This is a genomic window from Rothia sp. 27098_8_161, from assembly GCF_041432905.1.
Classification (GTDB): domain Bacteria; phylum Actinomycetota; class Actinomycetes; order Actinomycetales; family Micrococcaceae; genus Rothia.
The window spans coordinates 1-24,241 of the sequence record NZ_JAPWAL010000006.1 but is presented as its reverse complement, the minus strand read 5'-3'; the positions used below and the strand labels follow the sequence as shown (position 1 = coordinate 24,241).

The window sequence follows — 24,241 nt, the reverse complement described above, 5'->3', positions numbered from 1 at the left end:
TTTCAGCACGCCCGCTCTACTTCAGCCGGCTTCATGCCACCGGTACGCTGAAGCTTCGCCTCGGCATCTGAAAGCACAACTATGACTATTTCTTCTTCTCGCCCTAAGGCGAAGGCTCCGCGTAGGGTCATTGACCACGCAAACAGCCGCCGCTCGGTCACCTCCTGGGTCATGTGGGATGTTGGTTCCTCGAGCTTCGACTCGATTATGACGACCTTCATCTTCACCGTGTACCTGACCAGTAGCTACTTCGGCACTCCCGAGGAGACCTCCTCGGCGCTGTCTTTGGGCCTGACTATCGCCGGTTTCCTTATTGCTATCCTGGCGCCGGTCACCGGTCAGCGTAACGACAAGTCTGGCCGCGGCATCTTCTGGCTCGGCGTGAACACCATGCTGCTGGTCAGTTCCATGGCGGCTTGCTTCTTCGTGGCCCCCACTCCACAGTACCTATGGTTGGGTGTCACCCTGATTTCTGCTGCGAGCGTATTCAGCGAGTTCGCCTACGTAAACTATAATGCCGTGCTGCCGCGTATCTCCCATCCGGAAAATATCGGCAAGATTTCGGGCGCCGGATGGGCGGCCGGCTACATTGGCGGCATCCTGGCACTGGCTGTGGTGCTGTGGGGGTTTGTGCTTACCCCTCAGGTACTCGGCCTAACCACCGATAACGCCCTGAATATCCGTGCGGTTGCGCTGTTCGCTGCCGCCTGGTGTTTGGTCTTCTGCCTGCCGCTGCTGGTGCGTATGCGCACCCGCAAGCGCTTCCTACCGGAGGTGCTGCCCACCCGCGAGCTGCGTTTCCTGGAGCTGGGTCTGGAGCATTTCTCCCCGGCTCGTCAAGGCGGCCTGCTCGCCTCATATAAGGCACTGTGGCGCACGATTCGTCGCTTGAAGATGACGTCCCCGCAGACCCTGTGGTTCCTGGTAGCATCGGCAGTGTTCCGTGATGGCCTGTCCGGTATTTTTACGTTCGGCGGTATTCTCGCTGCGGGTACGTTCGGTTTCAGCACTTCCAATGTGATCCTGTTCGGTATTGCCGGTAGCGCTGTCGCCGCAGTTGGTGCTATTCTGGGCGGCTACCTGGATGACTACCTAGGCCCGAAGGCAATTATTGTTATCTCACTGGTCGGAATTATCTTGGCGGCTACCCCGCTGCTGTTCTTCCCTCAGCCTGGCGTGTTCTGGGTATGCGCCCTGCTGCTGTGCCTGTTCGTGGGCCCGGCACAGTCGGCCTCCCGCACCTTCCTGGCTCGCCTTGCCGAGCCTGGCACTGAGGGTGAGCTGTTCGGCCTGTACTCGACCACCGGTCGCGCTACCAGCTTCCTGGCACCGATGCTGTTCGGTTTGTGCGTGAGCATCATGGGAGCACAGATTTGGGGTGTGCTCGGTATTCTGATTGTTGTGGTGGCGGGTTTGCTCCTGTTACTGCCGGTGAAGGCGCCGGGCGCATTGCGTGTGCGTGCTGCTCGCCGTGAGCAGAAGCGCCGCGACAAGGCTACCCAATAAGGCCACCCGGTAAGGTTGCTCGGGTATGTGCCGCGGGTCTAAGCGTCCTGCAGGTCCCACAAACGCAACCTTGCAAACGCAATTCCGCGAACACAAAGGGAGGGGCGGGTAGAAGAATTATCTTCTACCCGCCCCTCCCTTTGTGCTTAAGCAATGCTTATCAAGCGGAGCTCAGAGAGCTATGCTAGAGAGCCGCAGTGGCGCTAGTTCTCCACCACGTCGTCCTCATCGTCCAGAACCTCATCGCTACTCAGCTGAACCCAGGTTGCGTCATCAATCAGCGGATCATCAATCGCACGCACCCACAACATCGAACCAGCCGCCAGGGCGCGCAAGTTCTCGTCATACGCCTCAGCAGGCAGGCCCTCAAAAATCTCAGCCAGACGGGCAAACAGGTCATCGTACGAAATGTCGCCCTCAGCCTGCAGCCAGCACTCAGCCGCAAAATCAGACAGCTCATTCAGCTCAGTATCACGCAGCAGCAAGAACGGGCCGTCCTCACCCACACGCACACCCGAAGTACCCGGCATACGAGACACCGCAATCGTACCGTTCAAGAACACACCCGGCAGGTAATCCTCAACCGTGTACTTCTCCAGCTTCTCAACCTCATCAGCATTTGGCAGCTCACCACCATTCAGCAGATCCTGAACCAGCGGCAGAGTATCCTCAACCTCCGAGTACACCAGACGCCACACGCCACCGCAACGCTCCACCAGCTTAGCCAGCGACACAACACCCTCAGGGTGACGCGCCAGACCCGAGCTCTGCTCACTCAAGAACACCAGAGCCTCATGCAGCGGAACACGCTCAAAATACGGCTCAGAAGCCGACTCATTACGAGAAATGAACACAATACGCGACAGCTTATAGCTGAGGTCATCACGATCAACCACGTTCAGACCCAAATCCACCGGGTTCTGCTGATCCTTCGGCGCATTCGGGTCAACAATCACAGACAGCGGCTTCGGATACGGCGACACAACACCCTCATCTGAAATAATCGCCGTCTCATCAGTCAGGTACGCAAACTTCGAACCCAAGAAACGCGATGCAGTCGTCTTACCGCTACCAGAAACACCCACCAGCGCCACAGCGCGCTTCGACTCAGGGTCACCAATAACAGCCGCATGCAGCATCACACCGCGACCAACCAGCTGCTCAATCATCGCCAACGTAATACGGCTCGTCAATTCCTGCATACCCGCGTCATCATTATCAACACGCAGTGTCGACACCTTATCAAACGAACCCATCAACGGATTCGCCAAATCCATCACCGACTCATCAGTCGGTGCATGAACCAGCATCACCTGATCAAAACGAGACAACGAAGCATACGCCTCATCAGGAGTATCAAAAAACTCCGGGGTAAGAGGCTCCCACGCCTTCTTAAAACGCTCCACAAAAGAGTCCGACATATCGATCAGACACAAAGGAACTTCCGCGCCAGCAACACGCAAAACAGCAGGCTTCAGATTCATCAAAAATCCTTAGAGAGTGAGAGATAAAAACCCGCACGCGAGTGAACGCACGAGCACACAGGTAAAAAACCGCCCAACGCAGGCGCACAAACACACAGCCTGTACACCCGCACCCCAAAGCGGGAAAGACTAAGACTCCACAGAACCGTCCGTAGGAATCATCGTCTGATGAAAATTCAAATAACTACGCGAAGCAGTCGGGCCACGCTGACCCTGGTAACGGTTACCATACGCACCAGAACCATACGGATGCTCAGTCGGGCTACTCAAACGGAAGAAACACAACTGACCAACCTTAGAACCCGGCCACAACATAATCGGCAAAGTCGCCATATTCGACAACTCAAGCGTCACATGCCCAGAAAAACCAGGATCAATAAAACCAGCCGTAGAGTGAGTCAGAAGACCTAAACGACCCAAGGACGACTTACCCTCCAAACGGGCAGCCACATCATCAGGCAGGGTCACCTTCTCATACGTAGAACCCAATACAAACTCACCCGGATGCAAAATAAACGGCTCATCAGGAGCCACCTCCACCAGGCGCGTCAAATCCTCCTGCGGCTGAGCAGGATCAATATGCGGGTACTTGTGGTTGTCGAACAGACGGAAGAAACGATCAATCCTCACGTCCACACTTGCAGGCTGAATCATCGACTCATCGAACGGTTCAAGAACGATGCGCCCATCAGCAATCTCTTGACGAATATCGCGATCTGAAATAAGCACGCTTAAAGGATACCTGGCAAACACCACCCACGTGCAGGCATCCACCAGCCCCAGTACACAGTCCTACATCACATTCCAACCCCGGCCGCACCGCCAACAAGCATCGCAATATATTTCACCCCCGACAAGCAGGCGCGCTACACTGAAAAAGATGCGGCTGTAGCTCAATGGTAGAGCGCACGCTTCCCAAGCCTGATACGCGGGTTCGATTCCCGTCAGCCGCTCTCCTCAAGCCTTCTACCCCACAGTAAGAAGCTTTTTGCAGCTGAAGCGGGAATCGCTTCCAGGTGGAAATACATTCCCTCGCACGCTCGGGATTTCCGCCCTCCAGCCCGTCAGCCGCTCTCCTCAAGCCTCTTACTTCATAGTAAGAGGCTTTTCTCATAGCCTCGACGGGTTGAGGCGGTATGTTCCTAGCTCCTGCAGGAGCGAAAGAAGTGTATAGCGCGCCAAGCACGCGCACATCAAAAAGCTTGAAAATTGTTCAATTCAGCACACAGCTGTGCTACTCTGGCCACAGAAATTCAATGAGAGATTTTCTCAAAAACATCTACTTGACGACGAATCGTAGACCCGCATGAACCGCGAAACGCACCCCTACACCACCCCCTCAACCCCCCTCGATCTGAGCCTTTACCTTGTCACCGGAGACAACCCCCTCGAAACCGTGAAGCAGGCACAACATGCCACCTGTATTCAGGTTCGCTCCAAACCCATCAGTGCGCGCGAGCTCTACCAGCTCACCGAAGCTATCGCCGGCATCATCCAACCCCACCAGACCCTGCTCATCGATGACCGTGTTGATGTCGCCCTCGCGTTGCGTGCCCGCGGCGTGCGCGTTGACGGCGTGCACATCGGTCAAGACGACCTGCCCGTAGCCGACGCCCGCGCCCTCCTCGGCACCGACGCAATCATCGGTCTGACCACCGGCACTCGGCAGCTCGTCGAAGAATCGAACAAGATCGCGCACCTGATCGACTACATTGGCACCGGGCCATTCCGCCCCAGCCCCACCAAGCAGTCCAACCGCCCGCCCCTCGGCATTGATGGGCTCCGCGAACTTGCCGAGCTGTCCGCCGTACCCACCGTAGCTATCGGCGACATCACCCCCGAAGACTGCCCTGCCATCCGCACCACCGGAGTCGCCGGAATCGCCATGGTCCGCGCCTTCGTCGACAACCCCGCACTGCAGGCATAGCCATGACCATCACCATCATTGGCGGCGGAATCATTGGCCTCACCACCGCGTTTGAGCTCACTGAACGTGGCGAAAGCGTGCACCTCATCGACGCCGAAACCAGCGACTACGGCACCGCCGCCGACGGCACGCCCCTCTACCCCGCCGCCAGCCACTACGCCGGCGGTATGCTCGCACCCATCGCAGAAGTACAATTCCAGCAGGATGCGCTCTTCCCGCTCATGACCGCTAGCGCTGATGCCTACCCCTCCCTTATGGAGCCGCTTAGTCGCGCAACCGATCTACCCACCGGCTACGACGCCACCGGCACGCTCATCGTCGCAGCCGACCGCGCCGATGCCGCGCACCTGCAACGCACCCGCGCCTACTACCGGGACATGAACCGCCCCGCAGACGCAGTCACCCCCACGCAGGCGCGCGCCCTCGAACCGCTCCTGGCGCCGCGTATTGCTGGTGCCGTGAGCATCCCCAGCGACCATCAGCTGCACCCGCGACTCATGGTCCGTGCTCTAAAAGATGCCTTGGTGCATCGCGGTGTCACCTTCAGCGCCGAACAGGTCACCGACCCGGACGCAGGCGACATTATCTGCACCGGACTAGGGGCAACACTACACGGGGACTACCCGCTACGCCCCGTCTACGGGGACATTCTGCGTCTGCGCGTCCCGCGGCCCATCCTCAAGCACGTGGTGCGCGGCTACGTGAATTCCCGTCCCGTCTACCTCATCCCCCGCCCTGACGGGGAGCTGTGCATCGGCGCGACCAGCCGCGAAGACCACCGCACGCTGCCCGCCATTGACGGTGTATACCAGCTACTGCGTGACGCGATTCGCCTCGTCCCAGCTATTGAAGAATGCGAACTATTGGAGGCGAACGTCGGCGCCCGTCCCGGCACCCCGGACGACCTGCCTATCTTCGGGTACCGCACACGCGCTGATGGCACCCGCCAACTCGTGTCCACGGGCTATTTCCGCCACGGTATTCTGCTCGCTGCGCTCGCCGGCAAGATTGGTGCTGAGGTTGCCTGCGGGGCAGATATTCCGCCCATCATGCAGGCGTGCGACCCGGCACGATTCACCCACTAAACACATTCCCCGCCGGGTGCACCCGGCGCCCTCACGAAAGGATTTCGCATGACCATCACATATAACGGTGAGCTGCTCACCACCAACACTACAACAGTATTTGACCTTGTCATGGAGCAGTTTGGCACCGATGCTGGTGTGGCTGTCGCGCTCAACCGCAGCATCTTGCCTCGTTCCGTTTGGAAGAATTCAGTGCTGAACGATGGCGACCGGGTAGATGCTCTCACCGCCGTCCAGGGCGGCTAATACCTCCCTCAGAAAAAGAATATACGTTCTACATATTGGGTGGGTGTGTACGCCATACACACCCACTGCACCGTTCCCATAGAGGAGAACTCATGAGCCTTACACCGCTCACCATTGGCGACCGTACTTTCAGCTCCCGCCTCATCATGGGCTCCGGAGGCGCCACCAGCATGGACCTGCTCGAGCAGGCGCTTATCGCCTCCGGCACTGAGATGACGACCGTTGCCATGCGCCGTCACGCGGCAGGAACCCCCATTTTTCCGCTTCTGCAGAAGCTCAATATTGCACCGCTACCCAATACCGCAGGGTGCCGCACCGCAGCTGATGCCGTGATGACTGCGATGCTCGCCCGCGAGGCGCTGGGCACCTCCTGGGTGAAGGTCGAGATCATCCACGACGAAGACACCCTACTGCCGGACACCGTGGAGCTGTTGAACGCTTGCGAGCAGCTGGTCGCTGAGGATTTCACGGTGCTCGCGTACACCTCTGATGATCCGGTGGCTGCCGCTCGTCTGGAGGACGCGGGCGTTGCCGCGGTTATGCCGTTGGGAGCGCCGATTGGCACCGGCCTGGGCATTTTGAACCCGCACAATATTGAGCTGATTGCTTCCCGCACCCAGGTTCCGGTGGTACTAGACGCTGGTGTGGGTACCGCCTCAGACGCCGCCCTGGCCATGGAACTAGGTTGTGATGCTGTGCTGTTGGCCTCGGCTGTCAACCGTGCCGAGAACCCGGTAGCAATGGCTCAGGCCATGAAGCATGCTGTGAAGGCTGGCGCACTGGCGCGCGAGGCGGGTCGTATTCCGGTGCGTGAGCATGCGAAAGCATCATCGCCGTCGGAGGGTCTGGTCTCATGGATGTAAATCTCTCCCCTACCCCGGTAAATCCGGACCATGCGCTACTGGATCGCGAGCGCACCGACCGTCAGCGTCGTCTGCCCGGCTTTGATCAGGATGCAGTGGCGGCGGCCCGCGTGTTGGTCATTGGTGCTGGCGGTTTGGGGTGTCCTGTGGTGCAGGCGTTGGCTGCGGCGGGTGTGGGGTATCTGCATATTGTCGATTCTGATTCGGTGGAGCTGTCGAATATCCAGCGTCAGCCGCTTTTTGGTGTGCCTGATGTGGGTAAGCCGAAGGCGGAGGTTGCGGCGCGCCGTGCGCTGGAGTTGTGCCCGTCTTTAACGGTAGAGATATCGGTTCGGCATGTGGATGCGTCCTGGATTTTGGATCTTTTCGCCACGTCGGCACCGGATTGTGTGGTGGATTGTACGGATACATTTGCGTCAAAGTATCTGATTGCAGATGCCGCACAAGTTGCAGGTCTGCCACTGGTGTGGGGCACGGTTCTGCGTTTTGGCGGTTCGGTCAGTCTTTTTGAGTCGGATGGCGCGCATTTGCGTGATATTTTTCCGACAACTCCGCAGACGGTGGAGTCCTGTGCGATTGCCGGGGTGTTGGGCGCGACGACGGCTGTGGTTGGTTCGCTGATGGCGACGGAGGTGCTCAAGTATGTGAGCGGTTTACCGACGGCGGCGGGTACTCTGCTGACGTATGATGCCTTGTCGGGTACATGTACGTCGTTTGGAGCGGTGCCGGATCCGGCGCGTGTGGTTCCGGTGGATTTGTCGGCGCATGAGGTCCCGCAGGTTCTGCTGGATGTGCGTGAGGCGCCCGAGCGTGAGGAGTCGGTGAAGCATGAGGGTTCGTTGCATGTGGCGCTGTCGCACCTGAGTGACGCTGAGGGGTCGTTGTTGCCGGCAACGGACGTGCCCGCAGAGCTGCTGACCCTGTTTGAATCGGTGCGTGATCAGCACGTGGGCGTTTTCTGCGCCTCGGGTGCTCGAGCTCAACGCTTTGTGCAGGCGTACACCGAGCTGGCGGGCGAGTACGGGGTGCTTCTGACGGCTATCTAAGCGCGTACAAGGCGTAGCTATCCCTTCTGGAAGCGACATCAGGGTCCCCGAAGCAAAGCAAGGGCGGGTCCCCTGCAGGAGCAGAGGAAGGTCATAGCACGCCCAGGCCCCAAGAGCCTCGATATGAGGAAAGCGGTATCTCCCGTAGTGACATCAGGGTGCCCGAAGCGAAGCGAGGGCGGGTGCCCCTGTAGGAACGAGGGCGTATACCGCTTTCCGCTTAACTCGTAGGGACAATTCCCCATGTGCAGGGCGTAAAATCGTGTATAACACGGCGGCACATCGCGCGGTTTGTCCTGCTTAAAGAGCTTTGCCTAAAAGCTGCCGTTGCCGCCTCCTGTTTTCGCACACTCACTCTAGGAGTTTTATGCTCACCATCTCTACTGTGCCGCTCGTTTTGTGTACGGCACTTGTTGCGTTGACTTTGTTGATTAGCGGTATTGCTAAGGCGAAGGACCCGCAGAGTACCGTGACCGGTATTCAGAATCTTGGTTTGGAGAAGATCGCGCCGACCCGTGCGGTGTCGCTGATCTTGCCGTGGTTCGAAATCGCACTAGCCGCCGTCCTGTTGCTGTCGCCGGAGCGTTTGTCTGTTGTGATTGCTTCGGGTTTGGCGTTGATTCTGATGCTGTTCTATACGGTGGTGATTGCGCGCGCGCTGGCGACGGGTCGTACTGCGGGTTGTAATTGTTTTGGTTCTGAATCGAATGCGCCGGTGAGCCGTTATACGCTGGTCCGTAATGTTACGTTGTTGCTGGCGACGGCTGGTGCGCATGCAAGCGCATTGAGGGGCGGCACGGGTGTTGTGTCAACTCTGCTGGGTCTGGGTAATAGCGGCTGGACTTGGGTTTTTGGGGCAGCGCTGATTGCTGTGACGTTGGAGGCTGTCCGCCGCGGTGATGCTCTTGCACAGCCGGAGCCGCAGGCTGAGGTGATTTTGCCGGAGCCGGTGTATGACGAGAACGGTGAAGAGCAGTATGTTCGCGTGCCGATTCCGCATGCGGCGCTGTACCTGGAGAATGGTCGCCACACGAATATGCGTGCGTTGGCTAAGAATCAGGCGCGTGTGCTGGTGTTTGTGTCGGCGACCTGCGCTGGTTGTGTGAAGTTTTTGAAGACGATGTCTTCGTGGCAGGAGCGTCTGCCGCTGGTGGCGTTGCATCCGGTGTATTCGAGTCTGGATTCGTTGCAGACCTCGCGTAATGCGGGTACGTTACCGGAGGGTTTGACTCCGTTGATTGACCGTGAGGCTGGTGCGCACGCGAATTTCGGTAATGGTGTGCCGTTGGCTGTGGTTTTGGGGGCTGATGGTCTGATTGCTGGCGGCCCGGTGGCTGGTAAGGAGCAGGTTGAGGAGCTGCTTGCCGATATTGAGTCGCAGTTCGCTGAGGTTGCTCGTCTGGCTGAGGAGGAGCGTCAAGAGCAGATGCGTAAGGCGCTTGCTGAGGATACATCGAGTACTGCTGGCGATCACCTCTAACCGTTCCTCTGTAGTTTCTCTGCTTTTTGTGCGGCCTCGATAGCCCCGTCCGGCTCTTACTGCCCTTACTGGCAGGTGCCGGGTGGGGCTATGCTAGAACATAGCGCACACACCGCATATATGCCGCGGTCACCTTGCCTGGTGGCGGTTGGCGCATCCCAACCCTGTCTAAGGAGTTTTTATGGCAATGATGAGTTTCAACGCTCCGGGTGAGCGTGAGAAGTCCTTGTGGCTGGTCCGTAAGGAGAGCAACCCGAATCATTCTCAGTGGTACATTGACCGTTTTAAGGCGATGGAGGCTGAGGGTAATGATATGGCGGGTGAGTCTCGTCTGGTGAACGCTATGGCTTCTCGTGGTGCGAAGATTCTTGATGCGGGTTCGGGTCCTGGTCGTGTGGGTAAGCAGCTGCACGCGTTGGGTCACCGTGTGACAGGTGTGGATATTGATCCTGAGCTGATTGAGGAGGCGCGCCGCGTCTGCCCGGATGCTACTTGGATTACTGCTGATTTGGTGGATTTGCCGGAGGTGCTGGGCGTTGAGGGTGACGCGACGGCGGAGAACGGTTTTGAGCTGCTGGTGTGTGCGGGTAATGTGATGGGTTTCCTGGCCCGTTCGACTCGTAAGCCGGTGGTGGAGAATTTCCGTCGCGTGTTGGCTCCTGGTGGCCGTGCGGTGGTTGGGTATGGTTCGGGTCCGGGCCGTGATTATGCGTTTGAGCAGTTCCTCTCTGATGCGCGCGCGACTGGTCTGAATGTTGATAACACGTATTCGTCGTGGCAGATGCACCCGTTTGTTGAGGGCTCTTCGGATTTTTTGGTGGCGGTGTTGTCGCGCCCGGCGAACTAGGCTCGCTTCTAAAACTGGCGCGCAATGCGTCTTGAGTTAGGCATACAAATGGCCCGGCGCTTACCCCCGTGTGGGGTGGGTACCGGGCCATTCCGTATTCGGAAGATGCACATCCAAGAAGAAGCACCGGTGAAGCGTGGGTGTTCTAGCGGATGAGGTAGATGGTGCGGGCGATTTCTTCGGGCATGAAGGATGCTGCGAAGAGGATTGCCACGATGATGACGGCGAGTGCGGTCATGAGGCTGGAACGCCAGCCGGGGTGTAGTTCATTGAAGGTGATAAGTCCCTTGTGTTCTTTGTCCATATTGACCACGTTGATCTGCTTGTAGATGGTGGTTTGGGCGGAGAGTTTGGAGGAGACTTCTCGCATAGTTTTGCCGTCCCAGATGCGTCCGTCGATGCGCATGAGTTGTTTGCCGTCTTTGTCAACGGCCCACATGGCAGGGAAGCTACGGTAGCGTAAGCGGCCGGCAACGGTTTTGAGTTTCTGGCCGTAGGCTTTTTTTGGGTAGAGCTTTTCGGCGTAGATGGTGTGGTCGATGTTTTCGAGGGGTACGGCTAACCATCCGAAGGTGCGTGCACGGAGCACGTGGGTTTTGGTGATGACGATAATGGTGGGTTTGAGGACTGAGTAGAGGTTGATACCTGCGATGGTGCCGATAAGAAGCACAAAGATGGTGTACGGCAGGGCTGGTCGCTTGTAGAAGATGAAGGCGAGCGCGGCGAGGAGCACGATGGTGCCGGGGAGTGCCGCTTCGATGCGCCTACCGTAGGAGCGCATGCGGGGGTGGAATAGTTCGTTGACTTCGCCGTATTTGGCGGGGACTTCGTGAGCGCGTTCTGCCATATACACAACTTTAGTGTGTGCGGTGCGTGAAACCTAGCGGACTACCTGCGTTACTCTGGTTCTATGCGTAATTTTTCTCCCGTGGAGCGGGTCCTGGCAATGTGGATGGTCGGTGTTGTGGTGGCGGTTTCTGTGGCTACTGCGGCGCTGGTTATGACGAATAAGCTGGTGTATGGTCCGACGGGTCAGGTGCGGGAGTATTTTCATGCGTTGCGTACGGGTAATGGTTCGTATGCGCGTGGTTTATTGGGCGCGCAGATTCCGGAGGGTGATGCGTCGCTGCTGGATGGGGATGCTTTGAGGCGTTCGGTGTCTTCTTTGGGTGAGGTGTCGTATGAGGTGGTGGAGACCAGCGAGGATGGTGAGCATGCGACGGTGCGTGCTTCATATTCTTTGGGGGGTTCGCAGCAGCATACGGATTTTCGTTTGCACCGTTCGGGCACGCATTGGGGCTTTTTTGATAAATGGGCTATTGATGAGGCGTCTTTGCCGTCGGTGAAGGTGAATATTCAGGGTGTGGAGGCTGCGACGATTAATAACCGTAAGGTTGCGGTAGATAAGGGTGCGGCGTCGTTCCCGGTGTTTTATCCGGGTGTGTATGCGGTGTCCTATGATTCGACGGTGTATACAGCGCAGAAGGTGAATGAGGTGGTGACTGCGCAGGATACGAATCATTCGGTGCGTATGGAGTTGAAGCCGAGTGATAATGCTTTGTCGTCGGTGAAGGAGCAGGTGCAGGATCATTTGCAGAAGTGCACCCAGCAGAGCACTCTTTATCCTGGTGGGTGCCCTTTTGAGTATGCGTTTACGGGGCGTGTGGATTCTGAGGTGAAGTGGTCTGTTGAGAAGGTTGCGGATCCGCAGGTGAGTGTGAGTTCGGCGGGTGTGTGGTCGTTGAAGCCGATGTCGGGTACGGCGAAGGTGTCGTTTACTCAGTTGGATTTATACACGGGTACACGTTCGCAGGTGCAGAAGGAGATTCCGTTTACGTTGAAGGTGTCGGTGGAGGCGGATGCGAAGGCGGTCCGCGTCTCCTTCTAAAAACGAACGGCGAGAGCCAATATACTCTGAATACGACATCAGGGTGCCCGAGCGAAGCGAGGACGGGTGCCCCTGTAGGAGCGAGGATGACCCGACCTTTTCGCATCCCACAATCCTAAAAGTACAAAGGGAACCGGCACTATACGCAGCGGTATTAGGGCAGCACAACAGAATAGGGTCAGTATTATCCGTATCGATATCAGGGGTGTCCGAGTATAACGAGGACGGGTGCACCTGTAGGAGCGAGGATAATACTGACCTTTAATTCTTTTCTGTTATAGATCCCTAGTTGATACCGCGCAGGTCCAGGACGAGTTCGCTTTCGTCTGCCTCGTCACCGGTCACGACGACGGGAATACCCCAGTCCTGCTGGTAGAGGTGGCATGCTGCGTGCTCGGGGATATCACCGCCGGGGGTGCCGTCGCAGGCGGCGGCGCGGGCGGTGATGTGCAGGACTGCCTCGGTGATTTCGGGGTTGAGCACGAGGGTGCGGGTCAGTCCGGTGGAGGTGCCGGCCCCTTCCAGGATGAAGTTCTCGGGGGTGGATGAGATCTTCAGCTGAGTGGGGTCGCCCCAGCGGGTGTCAAGCTTCTGGCCGGTGGGCACGGTGAATCGTGAGGTGAATTTGAGGGTGCCGCCGGTGAGCTTGGTGGAGGGGCGTGCGGTGGTGATGGCGCCTTCGTCGACGTGCTGTGCCTTGGCGGGGATGGAGGCGCGTACAAGCTGGTGGGCGTTGGTTTCGACGATGATGAGGCGCGGTTCTTCGCCGGGTACTTCTTCGACGAGCAGGTCGGAGGGTTCATCGAGGCCGCGTTCGAGGGTACCGAGGGTGCCGGTTGCGGGGTCCCAGCGGCGGATGGCGCCGTTGTAAGTGTCAGCGACTGCGATGGATCCGTCGGGTAGTTCGGTCAGACCGAGGGGGTGCTGCATGCGGGCGGTGTCGGAGTCACCGTCGACGAAGCCGAAGTCGAACAGGCCTTTGCCAACGGCGGAGGTGACCTGTACGCCGTCTTCGGCGAAAGTGACGTGGCGCAGGCCGCTGGTTTCGGAGCATGCGATCCAGAGGCTGCCGTCGCGTGCTTCGATGATGCCGGAGGGCTGGGCGAACCATGCGTCGGCGGCGGGGCCGTCGGCGAGGCCTTCGACGCCGGAGCCTGCGAAGATGCTGACGGCACCGTTGGTGGGGTCGTAGCCGAAGAGCTGGTGGGTGCCTGCCATGGCGATGATGAACTGGCCGGCTTCGCGGGAGTAGACGGCGTCCCAGGGTGAGGAGAGCGCGATTTCGGTGGCGGGTACGCCGGCGGGGATGTGGTTGGGGTCACCGGTGATGGTGTTTTCGCCGTCGATGACGCGCTGCACGCCGTTGCCTGCGAGGGTGCGCACTTCACCGGTGCTCAGGTTGAGGGAGCGCAGGCGGTGGTTGACGGTGTCGGCTACCAGCACGTCGTAGCCGAGCTGTTCGCGCAGGTTTTCGGGTACGAGGGCGAGGCCTGCGGGTTCGTTGAAGCGTGCTTCGGTGGCGGTACCGTCGACGTGCCCCTTGACGGGGTGGTTGACGGGGTCATCGCCGCCACCGTAGGTGTTGATGACGGTGTTGAGGTCGGCTGCTACCTGCAGGATGCGGTGGCGTGCGCTGTCTGCGACGAGGTAGGTACGTTCGCGGTTGCCGAAGAGGTTTGCGGGGCCGAATTCGGCAGGCAGTTCGATTGCTTTGCCGGGGAAGGCGTAGGTGCCGACTGCCTTGGGGCGAGGCACGTAGGGGCCGTCGCCGCGGTGCAGGGTACCCTTCGCTTCGTGTTCTGCGACGAGTTCGTGGACGAGGGAAGTGAGGCCCTGTACGTGGCCTTCGCCGGAGAGGTGGGCGACGATGTAACCTTCGGGGTCGACGACGACGAGGGTGGGCCATGCGCGGGCGGTGTATGCCTGCCAGGTGGTCAATTCTGGGTCGTCGAGTACGGGGTGGGTGATGTGGTAACGGTCGACGGCTGCGGCGAGCGCTACGGGGTCTGCTTCGTGTTCGAATTTGGGGCTGTGTACGCCCACGGTGACGAGTACATCGGAGAATTCTTCTTCGAGGGGGCGTAGTTCGTCGAGGACATGCAAGCAGTTGATGCAGCAGAGGGTCCAGAAGTCGAGAATAACGATTTTGCCTCGAAGATCCTGCAGGGTGAGGTTTTTGTCGCCGGTGTTGAGCCAGGCTCGACCTTCGAGTTCGCTGGCACGTACGCGTACGCTGCGGATGGTGTTCTCGCTCATGGTTCTCTCTCCTGTTGGGTGCGCCATGTGTGGGCGCGTTGGTTTGCTGTCCCCATTATGCCAGCGTGGGGTGGGTGGTTCGCTGGGAGTTGAGGTTTGTGACTTGGGGGCTTAATGACTCGTCATATTAAGTCACATTGCGGGTAGTGTGTGGATACATAAAAGCGCCCCGCACGCATCACGTTCGGATGCGCACGGGGCGTCTTATAAGTCACAAGCTTGTTACGCTCTGCAAGCATCACTAGCTACTATTACTCTTTACAGCTTACTTGGGCTGTACGGGCTTGACGGGGTTCACGGTGGCGCCGACAGGCTTGAGGGGCACGGAGGGTACTTCGATTGTGTTCTTGCCACCGGTCTGTTTCCAGGCACCGTTAGCTTCTACCTCGACTACGCCATTCTCACCGGTCTGTTCCCAGGAGCCGTCTGCTTTCACCTCTATATTGCCACTCGGGCCGACGCGTTCCCAAGAGCCGTCAGCATCAACTTCTACAATGTCGCCGTTGGGGGCGTGGTAGGACCAGCCGCCGTCAGGGTCGATCTGGATCATGGTGTAGCCGTTGACGGCTGCGTTGCCGTTGCCTGCGTTGACGCTGGTACCATTGGCACCGTTGACGGTCACGCCGTCTTCGGTAACGGTGACGGTGCCCTGAGAACTAGTTGCAGTGGCGCTCGGGGAGGCTGCGTCGCTTGCTTTGACGGTAACCTGGCCGTTGCCTGCTGCATCGGCGGTGGATGAAGCCTTGGCGGTTGCAGTGGCAACGGGTACCGGAGTGGCGGCGGATGTATTCTGCTCACCGCAGGCACTCAGGCCGAGTGCTGCGATTGCTGCGAGGGACAGTGCTGCCACGCCGGTGCGGAAGCGACGGTTGGTGGTCTGTGCGGAAGTATGCTGGGCTGGGCGTTCCATGAGGTAGCTCTCCTTGTGCCTCCCGGAAGATTAATCGTCCCGGGTTTGTATGGTTGATTTTCCGGGTGGGATGGGGCCGTTGTGTATTGTGTGTGGCTTTTCCTTCACCGGTGACTCCAGCATAGGGGGTGAGTCTAAGATTGAGCTTTAGTTTGCTGTGTTTATGCTGTGTCCAGACAGCAATGTATAAGTATTTTTCCCAAAGGGGTTTCATATTTGCGGTTTTTTGGCTTAGCTTATGCATAGCTTTCTATCTATATGTATAAGTTTTCTTTATTTTTTCTGTAGTCCCCCCTAGCTTCTTCTGCGAAATAGGGATAGTTTCTGTGTTTTCAGCTCAACCACCAATTAAGGTCATAAAGACACAACTAATCAGCGATTCTAGGGGGCCGCCTCACCTGCCTAGGGGCGCTTCCGCTACTTGAGCCCCCTTCGGCAGGGTTTTCTCCACTATTTTCCCTTGGGCAGGCATAACAAAAGACCCCCACCGTGAGGGTGGGGGTCTTTTGTCAGATTCAAAGTCTCAAGAGTTACTTCTTCTGAGCGACTGCTGCCTTCAGCTTGGAGCCTGCGGTCAGCTTCACGCCGTGACCGGCGGGAATCTGGATAGTTTCGCCGGTCTGCGGGTTACGGCCGGTACGAGCTGCACGGTCGGTGCGCTCGATTGCGATCCAACCGGGGATGGTAATCTTCTCGCCCTTGGAGACGGAAGACTCGAAAACCTGGAACACTGCGTCGAGTACTGCGTTGACGGTTGCCTGGCTCTTGCCAGACTTCTCTGCAACCTCTGCAACGAGTTCGGTACGGTTCTTAGCCATTAGGGTGCCCCTTCCAGAGACTTAGATTTGAGTCTAAAGCGAGTGACCGTCTTGCGACGGAAAACCGTTTAGGAACTAAAATACCAGATTTACCAGCTGGACTTGGTGATACCGGGCAGCTCGCCACGGTGTGCCATCTCGCGGAAGCGCACGCGGGAGATACCGAACTTCTGGAAGGTACCGCGGGGGCGGCCGTCGATCTGGTCGCGGTTACGCACGCGAACGGGGGAAGCGTTGCGGGGCAGCTTCTGCAGTGCCACGCGTGCTGCTTCGCGCTCCTCGGGGGTAGCGTTCTCGTCGATCAGGGTCTTCTTCAGTGCGATACGCTTCTCGTTGTAGCGAGCGACGATGACCTTGCGCTGCTCGTTGCGAGCGATCTTGGACTTCTTAGCCATTCTTAGCGCTCCTCTCGGAAGTCAACGTGCTTGCGGACGACGGGGTCGTACTTCTTCAGCACCATGCGGTCGGGGTTGTTGCGGCGGTTCTTACGGGTCACGTAGGTGTAACCGGTGCCAGCAGTGGACTTGAGCTTGATGATAGGACGGAGGTCCTTAGCCTTGGATGCCATTTACTAGATCTTCTCCCCGCGTGCGATGATTTCTGCAACAACGGCATCGATGCCACGAGCATCGATAACCTTGATGCCCTTAGCGGACACGTTCAGGGTTACCTTACGACGCAGCGAAGGAACCCAGTAGGTCTTCTTCTGAACGTTCGGATCGAATCGACGCTTGTTGCGGCGATGCGAGTGCGAAATGCTGTGTCCAAAGCCGGGAACAGCTCCGGTCACCTGGCAGACTGCTGCCATGTTTCACTCCTTTATTGATTGACTTTTATGACGGTACGCAGTCGATGTTACTCGTGAGCGTCCCGCCACCAATGTAGAAGCACCGGGTTATTCGCCGGGCTAGAGTGTTTGAGATCGTCACGTGGGTGAGAGGCCACGTATCGATCCCCGCCGCGGGAAAAACGGTGAAGCTTATTAGTGTCGAGAGGCGTTTCCACCACTACGAACAGCGTTAAATTCTAGGTAAATACGGGGGTTCGTGCAAGCCTGCACGCCGGATTTTGCCTTAAAAATCCGCGGAATCTCGGTGTTCTGAGCCGATTGCACCTCATTTAAGCGAAGTGCTTGATTCGCAGATGCACGCCTGCCCTCGAACGGCAAACATACCTATCCATTCTACCAAAAATGGGTGTTTTTGCAAGTCCAGATGTTTTTAAGGAATTCTATAACACCCCTAGTCAGGCATTAATGCGCCATTTTAAGAACGGACATTCTCTATGTGACCGGGGATAAATTACACCGGTGAAATTCGTGTTGTGAGATTAACAGCTTAAGCCGGTTTTAAGCCGTAAACAGCCCCACGTAGCCAACTCTTACGGTGTGCGTAGGGCTGTTAAACAGGTTTAAACACGCGTTTAAAGAGCATTTAACTCTCGTTTTAACGCTTCCACCCCGGTTTTAAAGGGCAGTCTATGGGTTCGCAACGGTACGAATAACGGCGGATTGACCCCTTCCCGTTACGGCGTAGATGCAGACACAAATACGGCACAAATGCAGCGCATGGCACTCCCCCGGCATACAGTTCTACACCGTAACATGCGACCCTCGGCGTTAGCTCTTAAGGCCTGCCGCGAGGACCCACTCCGGGTACTTGGGGCTCACACCGTCGCCGGAGCTCGTGCCCTTCAGCCGGCGACCAATCCACGGCAGGGCAAACTCGCGGACCCAGCGTGCCTCCTGCTCGACCTTCTCACGAGCGGTCAGCTGCACCTCCGGGGGTATTACCGGTTCGGTGACCACACCGGGCAGGCCGAGCTGTGCCAGCACGCGGGATGCGAAGCGTTCGTGGCCGAGGTGGTTCATGTGCAGGCGATCGTCAGCCCATAGACGCCAGTCGAGAAAGTCATTCCAACGCCAGTAGTCGATGATGTGCACGCCGTAATCTTCAGCGATACCGCGCAGTAGCTCGTTGTAGGTGGCAGTACGGCCGCGGGTACGGGAGAAGGGGCCCTGGCCCTGCACATCCAGGCCGGTTACGGTAAGCACTTCGATTCCTTCGCCGCGCAGGGTGGCGAAGGCTTCGTCTACGTGAGTCATGAGCCGGTCAATATCCACGTTGGGTCGCATGATGTCGTTGCCACCGCCGTAGAAGGTGACGAGGTTGGGCTTCAACTCCAAGGCGTGGGGCAGCTGCTCCTCAAGGATGGGGATGAGCAGACGGCCGCGGATGGCGAGGTTTACGTACTGCGCCTGCGGGTCTACTGCACCGAGGCCTTCGGCAACGCGGTCTGCCCAGCCGCGCAGGCTGTTAGGGCGGCGGCGGTCAACATCGCCCACGCCTTCGGTGAAGGAGTCGCCGATTGCCACGTAGCGTACTGATTCACCGTTGAGCATGCCGTTGGAGTCCAGGAGCGGGGTCGTCATTGTGTTCTTCTTTCCGGGCCTCTGTAGAGATTGCCCCCTTTTGTGGAAGAAGCCGGCACACCCGCGCGATGTACCGGGTTCTTCGCTGAGCTTTCAGGGCGTCCTGTTGCCCAGTATCCCATTGTTATGGGCGCTTCAACAGATACGAGCGGGGGTTTCTTAGGATTTGACAGCACTCTGCGTGCTATGCGGAGAGACGGTATTGGGTTGGGCGTCATCATCCTTACAGGGAATTGAGAATAGCAAATCCTCCGCTCTGTTCACACTTCTATAGAACAGCGTGGAGGATTTGCTATATTGGCGAACTTTAGAAGTTCACTTTTCCGTTGACGAGCCAGCCGCCTTTCGATGCACGCTGGAAGACTTCCTGAGCCATGGTGCGGCCGTAGGTCTTGGAGATATGGTTATCATCAAAGTAGACGTAGATGTTTCCAATCACGGGGCTGCACATGCCGTCCGGGCAGTACACGTCCTTCAGATCCACCATGACGGCACCCTGGTCGCGGTACTTGTCGAAGATTTCCTGTGCGGGGTTTTCTTCGGCGTACTTTTCGCTTGCGGGTCGTGCACAGGAACTCTTGTCGGCACCGGCCTTCTGAGCGCATTCGTAAATGTTGTACTCGAAGCGCGGGTTATCGCGCAGGCCGATGACCTGGACTCCTGCCTCAGTGAGGCGGCGGACCGTCTCGTCGAGGCTCGAGTCGACTCGTTCGTCGTTCGAGCGGGCCTGGGCAACGGTGGCGATGAGCACCACGGTCTGCGGCTTACGCTTAATAATTTCCTCGGTCATCTTGGTGTTGAATTCCGAGCATTCGTTGCTGGCATTGACGGCGTGGACCGGGTACTGGCAGCCACCGAATAGGTAGGTCTGCAGATTGGTCTTGGTCTGTTCTGCAATGGGCTTGAAGATGCTCAGCGCCTGCTCAGCGTGGGAGTTACCGATGACCATGGTCAGCGGCGCGTCCTCGGGGCCGTACTTCTGCACGCTGCAGTATTTGGCGAGTGCCGGGTCGGATGGCGCGAAACCACCAGCGCAGGGGTCGCTCAGTCCGTCGAACTGGGTTTTGACGTCGCCACCGGAGGGGATGGGGGTGTCAATGAGTCCCTGCTGGGGGCCGCCGATAGCCCGGGCACCGGGGTAGTTTTCATTGGCGGTCTGTACCTTCAGTTCGGCATTGTGCTCGGACTGGGCGTTGCGGTAGCCAATCCAGGTCTGTGCGGCGACCAGGGGTATGCCTGCGACCAGGAAGATTGCGAGGATGAAGGCGAGCTGGTCTGCCCAGGTCTTGACGGAGAAGACGGTCTTGAAGCGCATCTTCATCATGAGCCAGGGTACGAAGGGGTCCTTGCGGTAGCGCAGCGGCTTCTCGACAAAGCGGATAAGCAGCCAGGCCAGGCCGATGGAGGCAAGGATGATGACGGCACCTTCGATGAAGTTCACTCGGGAGGTGCCGACGGCGCTGCTGTAGAGAATGAGGATGGGCCAGTGTACCAGGTACAGCGCGTAGGAGATGTTGCCGAGGTTCTGCAGGGGCGCGGAGACCAGCAGTCGATCGATACCCCAGCGGCTGTTGGTGCGGCCTGCCATGATGACGAGCGCGCCGGAGAGCACGGGCCAGAGTGCCAGGTAGCCGGGGAATGCTCGTTCGACGGGGAGAATTGCGCCGCAGGTGACCAGACCGATAATGCCGATCCAGCCCATGACAATTCGCGTCTTTTCGGGTGCTTTCCACTTGAGAGTGAGCATTGCCAGCAGAGTACCGATGGCAAATTCCCAGAGGCGGGTGCGGGTGTCAAAGTAGGCGAATCCCTGGTTGGTGTCGGTTTCAACGATGGAGAAGGTCAGGGATGCGACGAACACCGTGTTGAAGACAAATACCGCGGTGGTGAAGAGGTTCCCGCGGAATCTGCGTACGAAGTAGGCTACTGCTGCGAAGAGCAGGGGCCAGATGATGAAAATCTGTCCCTGGATGGAGAGCGACCAGAAGTGCTGGAATGGTGACTTCACGGAGGCGTTTTGGGCGTAGTAGTCTACGGAGCTAAACGCGAGGTTCCAGTTCTGGAAGTAGAACAGGGAACTCGTTGCGTCGGTTACGGTTTGCGACCAGCGGCTGGGTGCAAGGATGAAGAAGGACGCAATGGTGGTACCCGCAATAACTACTGTGGCTACCGGCAACAGACGCTGGAAAACGTGCAGCCAGTAGCTCAGGAGGTTGAGGAGCTTGCCTTCGTTGATCTTACGCATGAAGGAGAGCGAGAGTAGGAAGGCGGAGATGAAGATGAATACATCCACACCGCCAGAAACTTTACCGAACCAGACGTGGTAGAGCACCACAAGGAGCACGGCGAAGGCACGCAGACCCTGAATTTCAGGGCGGAACCCTCTCGATTCGATGAACTTTTCGAGGGGGTAGTCGCTGGCTTCGCGTGCTTTGATGCTGTGCGGTGCAGTGGTGTAGGCTTCCTGCGAGGGGGGGGGCTGCGGGATTCCGGAGGTTTCAGACATTCTCGGTTCCTCAGGATGGATCGTTGATGTGTTGTACGGGTTCTGTAGACACTACAGGACCCGTACAATAAAATCCTGACTCGCACCTCTGCTATGAGGCTGGTGCGAACCAGGATTTTTCTGAGCCCCCTACCGGATTCGAACCGGTGACCCTCTGTTTACAAGACAGATGCTCTGGCCAACTGAGCTAAGGAGGCAACCTGTCCAGTGTACCCTATTCTCGCGGTGGAGTCTGCTTAGTTGTTCTTTTAGGTTTTGGTTGAGAATACTTCTAAATTATGGGGTGCTGATACGTTCGTTTCTTTCGTTTTACCCCTTAAGAGCACCACTTCTGTATGCTGCTCACTCATCCCTTGTACTCATCACAGTGTATGGAAAAACCCGGTAGCCTCGCATGGAGGTTACCGGGTTTTTCTATCGAAGAGGTTACTTCTTCTTAGCTTCGATCTTTTCCTTCAGGAAGGTACTGAAGTCGTTGCTGGTGTACTGGTCACCATCAACGAAGACGGTCGGGGTACCCTGAATGCCGTTCTTTGCGGATTCAGCGTTGACCACGTCCACGAAGGGGCGCCACTTGCCGTCGTTCATATCGGAGCCGATAGACGCACCGTGCTTAGAAGCAATGTCGGCGATTTGTTGGTTGTTCATGTCACCACTACCCCGCTTGTTGAAGATTTCGCGCTGGTAGTTCAGGAATTCACTGGTACTGATCTGGTTTGCCACGGAGTATGCTGCTGCCGCATTACGGGCGGAGTATGCGGTGGGCGAGGTGCGGTCCAGGAAGGTCAGGTTACGGATTTCCAGGGTGATGGTGCCGTCTTCGACGAGCTTCTGGATTTCTTCACCGTACTTCTTCTCGAACTCTGCGCAGTGCACGCAGTTGTAGTCCTGGAAGATGGTCACGCGAACGGGCTGGCCGTTCTTGGATGCCTCTTCAGCGGTCTGCACACCCGGGGGCAGGGTATTAACTGCTGCTACTGTTCCGTTGACCATGGGGGTTACGGAGGAGGTCGAGGTTGCGAGCTGCTTGAAGTCGCGGTTCTCCTGGGTGGAGGAGTTCTTGACGATGCCGTCCTTGGTCAGCACGATACCACCGTATTCGTTGGCGCTGGAGGGCACCGGGCCGCTTTCTGCTACCTTGGTATTCTTGTTGCCGTTGACTACGACGAAGCCGATGATACCTACGATAATGAGGGCCACGGCGAGTACGCCGAACTGGAGCCAGCGGCGGCTTGCCTGGCTGGGGCTCTTCTTGGCCTGCTGGGCCGCAATCTGGCGGGCTTTTTCGCGGGCGTCGGTCGACATGCCTGCTCCTTTGGTTGGGATTATGGGTGGCGGTTCGTCCACTTCATCTAGCCTACTCCGGTTGGAGTAAGCGTCATCCGAGTAAAGATGACCTGACTCTTCCGGCACGGGGTTGTTCTTATCCGCTATAGGGTGTTCTAGAGTTATAGCTTCCTGCCGTATATGGCAGCTGAAAGCTATATCGATCAGTTCCTATCACGTGGATAGGTTCTGTCTTATCTCTAGTATGGACGTACCGCGCTACCCGTCTAGCCTACCGAATGGGTGCCGTATCGGCTAGTTAATACTCTGACTGAGATACTGTGATGTCTATTCTCACGCTCTCAGCTTATTTTCCTTATAAGCTTTCGTAACTCTGAGAGGTTCCTACCTGCCACAAGCTAAGCCGAGGCACCCACCCGGTTCAGCTCACCAGCCGTTAGGGAATGTTGTAGACTTCCACTCCACCAATGAAGGAGCGGGTGTTGTAGTTACCCTTCCATTTCCATTTCACGCTCAGGCCGTGCTTCTCCAGTACGGGAATAACCGTCTCTCGCAGCAACTGTACAGAGAGCTTCTCGTGAAGGGCCCTAATCTCTTCCTTCTGCGCATCGCTCAGGATATTCCATTTTTCTTCGTCCCTGGGGTAAGCAAGGAAGGAACCAAAACCAATGTAGGTGCCGCCGCTCTCAGCCAGGCTTTCGGTGTCTTGCTGATGGAAGTAGATGTATCCCTTCCATTCACGGCTATCGTCCATTTCGCCCCAGATTTCTGCGGATGCGCAGGTACCGCAGCAGGTAAAGTTCTGTCGTGCAATGACTCCTTCTTCTTCCAGGGCTGCGAAGGCACGGTTGAGGTTGGAGTTCTTCTGCATTTCGGGGGTAATGCCCAGCTCAGCGGCAAAGGCACGACGACGCTTGATGAGCTCTTCAGTGTACTCTTCAGCCCGCTTTTCCCAGAGCTTGCTATCTTCATCGTCGTATCCCAGGTCGAGGGCGCCCATAATACTTTCGACGTACAGGTCAGTGTCAGGTTCTCCCATGAAGATTAGGGGCCAGAGGCCCCAACGCAGCTCGGCTTCGTCTTCTTCGTCCAGTCCCCATTCTTTGGGGAATGGCAGGTCAAGGCGTTCTTCGCTCCAGCGTTCGTAGATGTCTTCTCATCAGCCATGATGATGCTCCTTTGCTTGCTCTCTACTTATTGAGGTAGAGATGCGGCCTGCTTTTGTTGTTAAGGTATCAAGAGTTTCTCCACTGCGCCCTCTATTTTCGTCATTCAGACGGAGCTGTTAACTTCCCATCTCGTCGCCCCTGCATCAGGTTGGCAGGCTGTCTAGGCTGCATCCCCTGTTTCTCTGCTTCTCAGCTGAGTCTCTGAATCTTTGCACCTCTGATGAATTAGGTGTCTTTCGTTCTAGGAGTTTTTGGGTACACAAAAAGAGGGGAAGACCTATAAGGTCTTCCCCTCTTGAATAAAAAACCCGCGGTGACCTACTCTCCCACACCCTCAAAAGTGCAGTACCATCGGCGCAAAGAGCCTTAGCTTCTGGGTTCGGAATGGAACCAGGCGTTTCCCTCTTGCTATAACCACGGAAAATCTAGCGAATAACTTTGTTATTCAAAATTTCCGAATAAAAAGCCTCAACCTCCCGAAGGAAGCCCAGG

At 57.4% G+C, this 24,241-nt stretch carries 22 protein-coding genes, 2 tRNA genes and 1 rRNA gene; 10 read left to right on the top strand and 15 right to left on the bottom strand.

Annotated features, from left to right (window positions below; translation table 11 throughout):
* Positions 1–81: 81 nt before the first annotated feature.
* Positions 82–1,506 carry an MFS transporter gene (locus O3648_RS03730; protein WP_371568507.1) on the top strand — a complete coding sequence of 475 codons (1,425 nt, stop codon included), beginning with the start codon at positions 82–84 and terminating at the stop codon, positions 1,504–1,506.
* A 203-nt stretch (positions 1,507–1,709) separates the two neighbouring features.
* On the opposite strand, the gene O3648_RS03725 is transcribed toward O3648_RS03730, so the two are convergent.
* Both O3648_RS03725 and dcd read right to left on the bottom strand, forming a co-directional pair.
* Positions 1,710–2,990 (bottom strand): septin family protein, encoded by a 1,281-nt coding sequence (locus O3648_RS03725; RefSeq protein ID WP_371568504.1) that lies wholly within the window; start codon positions 2,988–2,990, stop codon positions 1,710–1,712.
* A 129-nt stretch (positions 2,991–3,119) separates the two neighbouring features.
* Entirely contained in the window at positions 3,120–3,719 is a 600-nt protein-coding gene (gene dcd / locus O3648_RS03720) for a dCTP deaminase (RefSeq protein WP_279741670.1), read from the bottom strand.
* 153 nt (positions 3,720–3,872) lie between these two features.
* On the opposite strand from dcd, the gene O3648_RS03715 reads away from it, so the two are divergent.
* The 8 genes from O3648_RS03715 (at position 3,873) to O3648_RS03680 (ending at position 10,484) form a co-directional block, all read left to right on the top strand.
* Positions 3,873–3,943: transfer RNA gene (locus O3648_RS03715), tRNA-Gly, on the top strand.
* A gap of 353 nt (positions 3,944–4,296) precedes the next feature.
* Positions 4,297–4,917, top strand: coding sequence for a thiamine phosphate synthase (locus O3648_RS03710; RefSeq protein WP_371568501.1), 621 nt, complete (start codon positions 4,297–4,299; stop codon positions 4,915–4,917).
* Positions 4,918–4,919: 2 nt separating this feature from the next.
* The gene (gene thiO, locus O3648_RS03705; protein WP_371568498.1) at positions 4,920–6,002 is read left to right on the top strand and encodes a glycine oxidase ThiO; all 1,083 of its coding nucleotides are present in this window, start codon (positions 4,920–4,922) and stop codon (positions 6,000–6,002) included.
* A 48-nt stretch (positions 6,003–6,050) separates the two neighbouring features.
* The gene (thiS, locus tag O3648_RS03700) at positions 6,051–6,248 is read left to right on the top strand and encodes a sulfur carrier protein ThiS (protein ID WP_279741666.1); all 198 of its coding nucleotides are present in this window, start codon (positions 6,051–6,053) and stop codon (positions 6,246–6,248) included.
* Between the two features lie 92 nt (positions 6,249–6,340).
* Positions 6,341–7,111, top strand: a complete 771-nt coding sequence (locus O3648_RS03695) for a thiazole synthase (RefSeq protein WP_279754246.1) — start codon at positions 6,341–6,343, stop codon at positions 7,109–7,111.
* On the top strand, positions 7,102–8,157 hold the full coding sequence (locus tag O3648_RS03690) for a ThiF family adenylyltransferase (RefSeq protein ID WP_371568493.1): 1,056 nt from the start codon (positions 7,102–7,104) through the stop codon (positions 8,155–8,157). The genes O3648_RS03695 and O3648_RS03690 overlap by 10 nt, the downstream gene beginning before the upstream one ends.
* Before the next feature lie 367 nt (positions 8,158–8,524).
* Entirely contained in the window at positions 8,525–9,637 is a 1,113-nt protein-coding gene (locus O3648_RS03685) for a MauE/DoxX family redox-associated membrane protein (protein ID WP_279790723.1), read from the top strand.
* Positions 9,638–9,818: 181 nt separating this feature from the next.
* Positions 9,819–10,484, top strand: coding sequence for a class I SAM-dependent methyltransferase (locus tag O3648_RS03680; RefSeq protein ID WP_371568490.1), 666 nt, complete (start codon positions 9,819–9,821; stop codon positions 10,482–10,484).
* A gap of 145 nt (positions 10,485–10,629) precedes the next feature.
* On the opposite strand, the gene O3648_RS03675 is transcribed toward O3648_RS03680, so the two are convergent.
* A complete protein-coding gene (locus O3648_RS03675; RefSeq protein WP_279754242.1) occupies positions 10,630–11,331 on the bottom strand; it encodes a hypothetical protein in 702 nt (233 codons plus the stop codon).
* A gap of 63 nt (positions 11,332–11,394) precedes the next feature.
* Here O3648_RS03675 and O3648_RS03670 point away from each other — a divergent pair, with 63 nt between their 5' ends.
* A complete protein-coding gene (locus O3648_RS03670; protein WP_371568488.1) occupies positions 11,395–12,372 on the top strand; it encodes a hypothetical protein in 978 nt (325 codons plus the stop codon).
* A gap of 285 nt (positions 12,373–12,657) precedes the next feature.
* Here the strand turns inward: O3648_RS03670 and O3648_RS03665 are convergent, their stop codons facing one another.
* The 12 genes from O3648_RS03665 to rrf all read right to left on the bottom strand — a co-directional run bounded on the left by O3648_RS03665 (position 12,658) and on the right by rrf (position 24,171).
* Positions 12,658–14,628 carry an NHL domain-containing thioredoxin family protein gene (locus tag O3648_RS03665; protein ID WP_371568486.1) on the bottom strand — a complete coding sequence of 657 codons (1,971 nt, stop codon included), beginning with the start codon at positions 14,626–14,628 and terminating at the stop codon, positions 12,658–12,660.
* Between the two features lie 265 nt (positions 14,629–14,893).
* Complete coding sequence (locus tag O3648_RS03660; RefSeq protein ID WP_279741654.1) at positions 14,894–15,538, bottom strand: hypothetical protein; 645 nt, start codon at positions 15,536–15,538, stop codon at positions 14,894–14,896.
* 530 nt (positions 15,539–16,068) lie between these two features.
* Positions 16,069–16,356 (bottom strand): HU family DNA-binding protein, encoded by a 288-nt coding sequence (locus O3648_RS03655; RefSeq protein ID WP_371568483.1) that lies wholly within the window; start codon positions 16,354–16,356, stop codon positions 16,069–16,071.
* An 89-nt stretch (positions 16,357–16,445) separates the two neighbouring features.
* A complete protein-coding gene (gene rpsN / locus O3648_RS03650; RefSeq protein WP_005506731.1) occupies positions 16,446–16,751 on the bottom strand; it encodes a 30S ribosomal protein S14 in 306 nt (101 codons plus the stop codon).
* Between the two features lie 2 nt (positions 16,752–16,753).
* Positions 16,754–16,924 carry a 50S ribosomal protein L33 gene (gene rpmG / locus O3648_RS03645; RefSeq protein ID WP_004005967.1) on the bottom strand — a complete coding sequence of 57 codons (171 nt, stop codon included), beginning with the start codon at positions 16,922–16,924 and terminating at the stop codon, positions 16,754–16,756.
* Positions 16,925–16,927: 3 nt separating this feature from the next.
* Positions 16,928–17,164 carry a 50S ribosomal protein L28 gene (gene rpmB / locus O3648_RS03640; RefSeq protein ID WP_004005966.1) on the bottom strand — a complete coding sequence of 79 codons (237 nt, stop codon included), beginning with the start codon at positions 17,162–17,164 and terminating at the stop codon, positions 16,928–16,930.
* Between the two features lie 810 nt (positions 17,165–17,974).
* Positions 17,975–18,787 carry an SGNH/GDSL hydrolase family protein gene (locus O3648_RS03635; RefSeq protein WP_279741645.1) on the bottom strand — a complete coding sequence of 271 codons (813 nt, stop codon included), beginning with the start codon at positions 18,785–18,787 and terminating at the stop codon, positions 17,975–17,977.
* Between the two features lie 307 nt (positions 18,788–19,094).
* Entirely contained in the window at positions 19,095–21,293 is a 2,199-nt protein-coding gene (locus O3648_RS03630) for an acyltransferase family protein (protein ID WP_279789761.1), read from the bottom strand.
* 123 nt (positions 21,294–21,416) lie between these two features.
* Positions 21,417–21,490: transfer RNA gene (locus O3648_RS03625), tRNA-Thr, on the bottom strand.
* Between the two features lie 229 nt (positions 21,491–21,719).
* The gene (locus O3648_RS03620; protein ID WP_279741642.1) at positions 21,720–22,598 is read right to left on the bottom strand and encodes a thioredoxin domain-containing protein; all 879 of its coding nucleotides are present in this window, start codon (positions 22,596–22,598) and stop codon (positions 21,720–21,722) included.
* A 418-nt stretch (positions 22,599–23,016) separates the two neighbouring features.
* The gene (locus O3648_RS03615) at positions 23,017–23,619 is read right to left on the bottom strand and encodes a cAMP-binding protein (RefSeq protein WP_279789759.1); all 603 of its coding nucleotides are present in this window, start codon (positions 23,617–23,619) and stop codon (positions 23,017–23,019) included.
* 435 nt (positions 23,620–24,054) lie between these two features.
* A 5S ribosomal RNA gene (rrf, locus tag O3648_RS03610) occupies positions 24,055–24,171 on the bottom strand.
* Positions 24,172–24,241 lie beyond the last annotated feature (70 nt).